Here is a 4,338-nt window from a genome sequence, read left to right on the forward strand (position 1 = left end):
CCTGCGGGTCCCCGGACTCCCCCGCGCCGCCCGTAAGGGCCAGCAGGCGCGTCCGCGCGGGCGGCACGGCGGGCGCGGGGACCTTGCGCCCGCCTTGCGCGAACCGGGCCCGTACGTCCTGTTCGGCCAGCGCCCGGCAGCGGTCCAGCAGCTCCGCCGCCGCGGGGTTCCCGCGCAGCGCCCGCAGCGCGGCGAGATCGTCCGGCGTCGGCCGGTGCCCGGCCCCGAGCGCCTCCTCCAGCACCGCTAGGTACCCGGTGACGGTGCCCGGCAGGGCGGCCCGGTAGCGGTCCAGGTCGGCCACCAGGAAGGCGCGCAGCCTGGCCCCCTCGCGCACCGCCTCGTCGAGCGACTCGGCGAGCCGGAAGCAGTCCTGCACGTCCTCGGCGCGGGCGTGGCCGGGGTGGAGGGCGAGGGCGAGGGCGCGGCGGAGCACACGCAGCTCCTCCACGCCGAACGCCATGCCGCCGCGGGATCCGTATGGCGTGGGCATGCGGCGACGCTATCGCTAATCGGACAAAAGTGACGGATCGGGATGTTGTTTCCCTGCGTGTCGTTCCGGGGTTCCCTCGTCCGGGGTCACCGGTGGGGCCGGCACCCGCGCGGGCGCCGGCCGTCCCTCACAGCCGTGCCACGTTCCGCTCGTACACCAGGCGCAGCCCGATCAGCGTCAGCCACGGCTGGTGCTCGTCGATCACCGTGGACTCGCCCAGCACCACCGGCGCCAGGCCGCCCGTCGCGATCACCGTGACGTCGTCCGGGTCGTCGGCAAGCTCCCGGGCCATCCGGCCCACCACCCCGTCGACCTGCCCGGCGAAGCCGTACACGACGCCCGACTGCATGGCCTCGACCGTGTTCTTGCCGATCACGTTCCTCGGCCTGGCGACCTCGATCTTCCGCAGCTGCGCGGCCCTGATGCCGAGGGCCTCGACCGAGATCTCGATACCGGGGGCGATGACCCCGCCGACGTACTCCCCGCGCGCGGAGACCGCGTCGAAGGTGGTCGCCGTGCCGAAGTCGACGACGATCGCAGGACCGCCGTACAGCTCGTTCGCCGCGACCGCGTTGATGATGCGGTCGGCGCCGACCTCCTTGGGGTTGTCGAACTGGATCGGCACGCCCGTCTTCACGCCCGGTTCCACCAGCACCGCGGGCACGTCGCCGTAGTAGCGCCGGGTGACCTCGCGCAGCTCGTGCAGCACCGAGGGGACGGTCGCGCAGATGGCGATGCCGTCGATGCCGTCGCCCAGCTCCTCGCCGAGCAGCGGGTGCATGCCCATCAGGCCGTGGAGCAGCACCGCCAGCTCGTCCGCCGTGCGGCGCGCGTCCGTGGAGATGCGCCAGTGCTCGACGATGTCCTCGCCGTCGAACAGGCCGAGGACGGTGTGCGTGTTGCCGACGTCGATCGTGAGGAGCATGGCCGTTACTCCGCCTCGCGCAGGTCCAGGCCGATGTCCAGGATCGGCGAGGAGTGGGTGAGCGCGCCGACGGCCAGGAAGTCCACGCCGGTGTCGGCGTACGCGCGCGCGCCGGCCAGCGTCAGCCGCCCGGACGCCTCCAGCAGGGCGCGCCCCGCGACGATGCCGACGGCCTCCGCGCACTCGCCCGGCGTGAAGTTGTCCAGCAGGATCAGGTCGGCGCCCGCGTCCACGACCTCGCGCAGCTGGTGCAGGGTGTCGACCTCGACCTCGATCGGCACCTCGGGGAAGCTCTCCCGTACGGCCTTGAAAGCCTGCGCGACACCGCCGGCCGCGACCACGTGGTTGTCCTTCACCAGGGCCGCGTCCGACAGCGACATGCGGTGGTTGACGCCCCCGCCGCAGCGGACGGCGAACTTCTCCAGCGAGCGCAGGCCCGGGGTCGTCTTCCGGGTGTCGCGGACCTTCGTCCCGGTCCCCTCCAGCGCGTCCGCCCACGCGCGCGTGGCGGTCGCGATGCCGGACAGGCGGCACAGGATGTTCAGCGCGCTGCGCTCGGCGGTGAGCAGGTCACGCGTGCGCGTGGTGACCGACAGCAGCTTCTGCCCGGCCTCGATCCGGTCGCCGTCCTCGACGTGCCGCTCGACCTCGAACTCGTCCGTGCAGACCACGGAGAGCACGGCCTCGGCGACCCGCAGACCGGCCACGACACCGGCCTCGCGCGCGGTGAAGTCACCGGTGGCGACGGCGTCCTCGGGAATGGTCGAGACGGTCGTGACGTCCACACCGCCGTCCAGGTCCTCCTGGATGGCGACGTTGGCGATGTCCTCGACCTCGACGGGGTCGAGTCCGGCGGCGGCCAGCAGCTCGGCGAGCGCGGGGTCGAGCCCGCACTCCAGGTACTCCTCGTCGCCCTCCGCGCCGCAGGCGCAGCCGTCGCCGCAGCCGCCGGTGGGGGCGAGGGGAAGGTCGTCGGTGCTCACGTTCGTCACTGCTCCTGGACGCTGGGGTGTTACCGGGTAGGGGGGAAGTCTGCGGTGTCCGTGGTGCGTACGGCCAGCGACCGGTCCGGATTGAGCCGTACGACGATGTGCCGCCGCCAGTCGCCGTCGTCGCGCCCGTCGTGGTCCTCGCGCCAGTGGCAGCCGCGGGTCTCCTCGCGCAGCCGGGCGGCGGCGACCAGGACGCGGGCCACGCACAACAGGTTGGTGGCCTCCCACGTGTCGACGCCGGGCTCGGCGGTCTTGCCGTTCTCGTCCAGGGCGTCACGGGCGTCGGTGTGCAGCCGCTGGAGCTGCTCGGCGGCCCGGGCGAGGGACTCCTCCGAGCGCAGCACGCCGGCGCCCTCGGTCATGACCCGCTGGATGGCGAACCGGGCCTCCGGGGCCAGCAGCGGGTGGGCGGGGGTCTCGGGGTGCGGGACCGGTGCGGGCACGCGCGCGTGCAGGCCGTCGCCCGCGTGGGCCGCGACGATGTCGGCGGCGATCCGCTCGGCGTACACCAGGCCCTCCAGGAGGGAGTTGGAGGCGAGCCGGTTGGCGCCGTGCACACCCGTGCAGGCGACCTCGCCGCACGCGTACAGGCCCGGGACCGTCGTACGCCCCCGCGCGTCCGTGCGCACGCCGCCGGAGGCGTAGTGCGCGGCCGGGGCGATCGGGATGGGCTCGGTGACCGGGTCGATGCCGTGAGCACGGCAGGCGGCCAGGATGGTGGGGAAACGGTGCTCCCACATGTCGGCGCCGAAGTGCCGGGCGTCGAGGTACATGTGTTCGGCGCCCTGCTCCAGCATCCGCCGCAGGATGCCCTTGGCGACGATGTCCCGGGGCGCCAGCTCGGCCAGTTCGTGCTGGCCCACCATGAAGCGCGTGCCGTCCCCGTCGACCAGGTGGGCGCCCTCGCCGCGCACCGCCTCGGAGACGAGCGGCTGCTGGCCCTCCACGTCCGTGCCCAGGAACAGCACGGTCGGGTGGAACTGCACGAACTCCAGATCGCTGACCTCGGCGCCCGCGCGCAGCGCCAGTGCCACGCCGTCGCCGGTCGACACGGAGGGGTTGGTGGTGGCCGAATACACCTGGCCCATGCCCCCGGTGGCGAGGACCACCGTGGGGGCGTGCACGGCGCCCACGCCGTCGTGCTGGCCCTCGCCCATCACGTGCAGCGTGACACCGGCCGTACGGCCGTCGGCGTCGGTCAGCAGGTCCAGCACCAGCGCGTTCTCGATGGTGCGCAGCCCGCGCGCGCGTACGGCCTCCACGAGCGCCCGGGAGACCTCGGCGCCGGTCGCGTCGCCGCCCGCGTGCGCGATCCGGCGCCGGTGGTGGCCGCCCTCGCGCGTGAGATGGATGTCGCCCTCGTCGTCGGTGTCGAAGTGGGCGCCGGTGTTGATCAGCCGCCGCACGGCGTCGGGGCCTTCGGTGACGAGGATCCGTACGGCCTCCTCGTCGCACAGGCCCGCGCCGGCCACCAGGGTGTCCGCCAGGTGCTGGTCGGGCGTGTCGCCCTCGCCGAGGGCCGCGGCGATGCCGCCCTGCGCCCAGCGCGTGGAGCCGTCGTCCAGGCGCGCCTTGGTGACGACGACCGTCGTGAGCCCCGCGGCCTCGCAGCGCAGTGCCGCGGTCAGGCCGGCCACTCCGGAGCCGACGACGACCACGTCCGCCTTGATGCTCCACCCGGGCTCGGGTGCGTGCAGTCGTATGCCTGTGCTGGTCACGAGGCGGCTCCGAAAGTCAGAGGGAGATTGTCGATCAGCCGGGTCGTGCCGACCCGGGCGGCGACGGCGAGGACGGCCTCGCCGGTGAAGTCGTCACCGATCTCGGTGAAGTCGGCGGGGTCGACCAGCGCGAGGTAGTCCAGCCGCAGCGGCGGGTCGAGGCGGACGGCCTCGTCCAGGACCTGGCGGGTGGCGGCACGCACGGCCGCC

5 protein-coding genes are annotated in these 4,338 nt (G+C 73.8%); all 5 read right to left on the reverse strand.

The window, feature by feature from the left end:
* The coding region (locus GT045_RS13695; protein WP_161334327.1) for a hypothetical protein at nt 1–463 on the reverse strand (463 nt) is incomplete at its 3' end.
* A gap of 157 nt (nt 464–620) precedes the next feature.
* The gene (locus tag GT045_RS13700; RefSeq protein ID WP_161289579.1) at nt 621–1,418 is read right to left on the reverse strand and encodes a type III pantothenate kinase; all 798 of its coding nucleotides are present in this window, start codon (nt 1,416–1,418) and stop codon (nt 621–623) included.
* Between the two features lie 5 nt (nt 1,419–1,423).
* A complete protein-coding gene (gene nadC / locus GT045_RS13705; RefSeq protein ID WP_161289581.1) occupies nt 1,424–2,401 on the reverse strand; it encodes a carboxylating nicotinate-nucleotide diphosphorylase in 978 nt (325 codons plus the stop codon).
* Nucleotides 2,402–2,430: 29 nt separating this feature from the next.
* Complete coding sequence (locus tag GT045_RS13710) at nt 2,431–4,128, reverse strand: L-aspartate oxidase (protein ID WP_161334325.1); 1,698 nt, start codon at nt 4,126–4,128, stop codon at nt 2,431–2,433.
* A partial coding sequence (locus GT045_RS13715; protein WP_161334326.1) for a pantoate--beta-alanine ligase occupies nt 4,125–4,338 on the reverse strand: 214 nt, incomplete at its 5' end. The genes GT045_RS13710 and GT045_RS13715, both read right to left, overlap by 4 nt.

It is taken from the genome of Streptomyces sp. SID486 (assembly GCF_009865385.1).
Classification (GTDB): Bacteria; Actinomycetota; Actinomycetes; order Streptomycetales; family Streptomycetaceae; genus Streptomyces.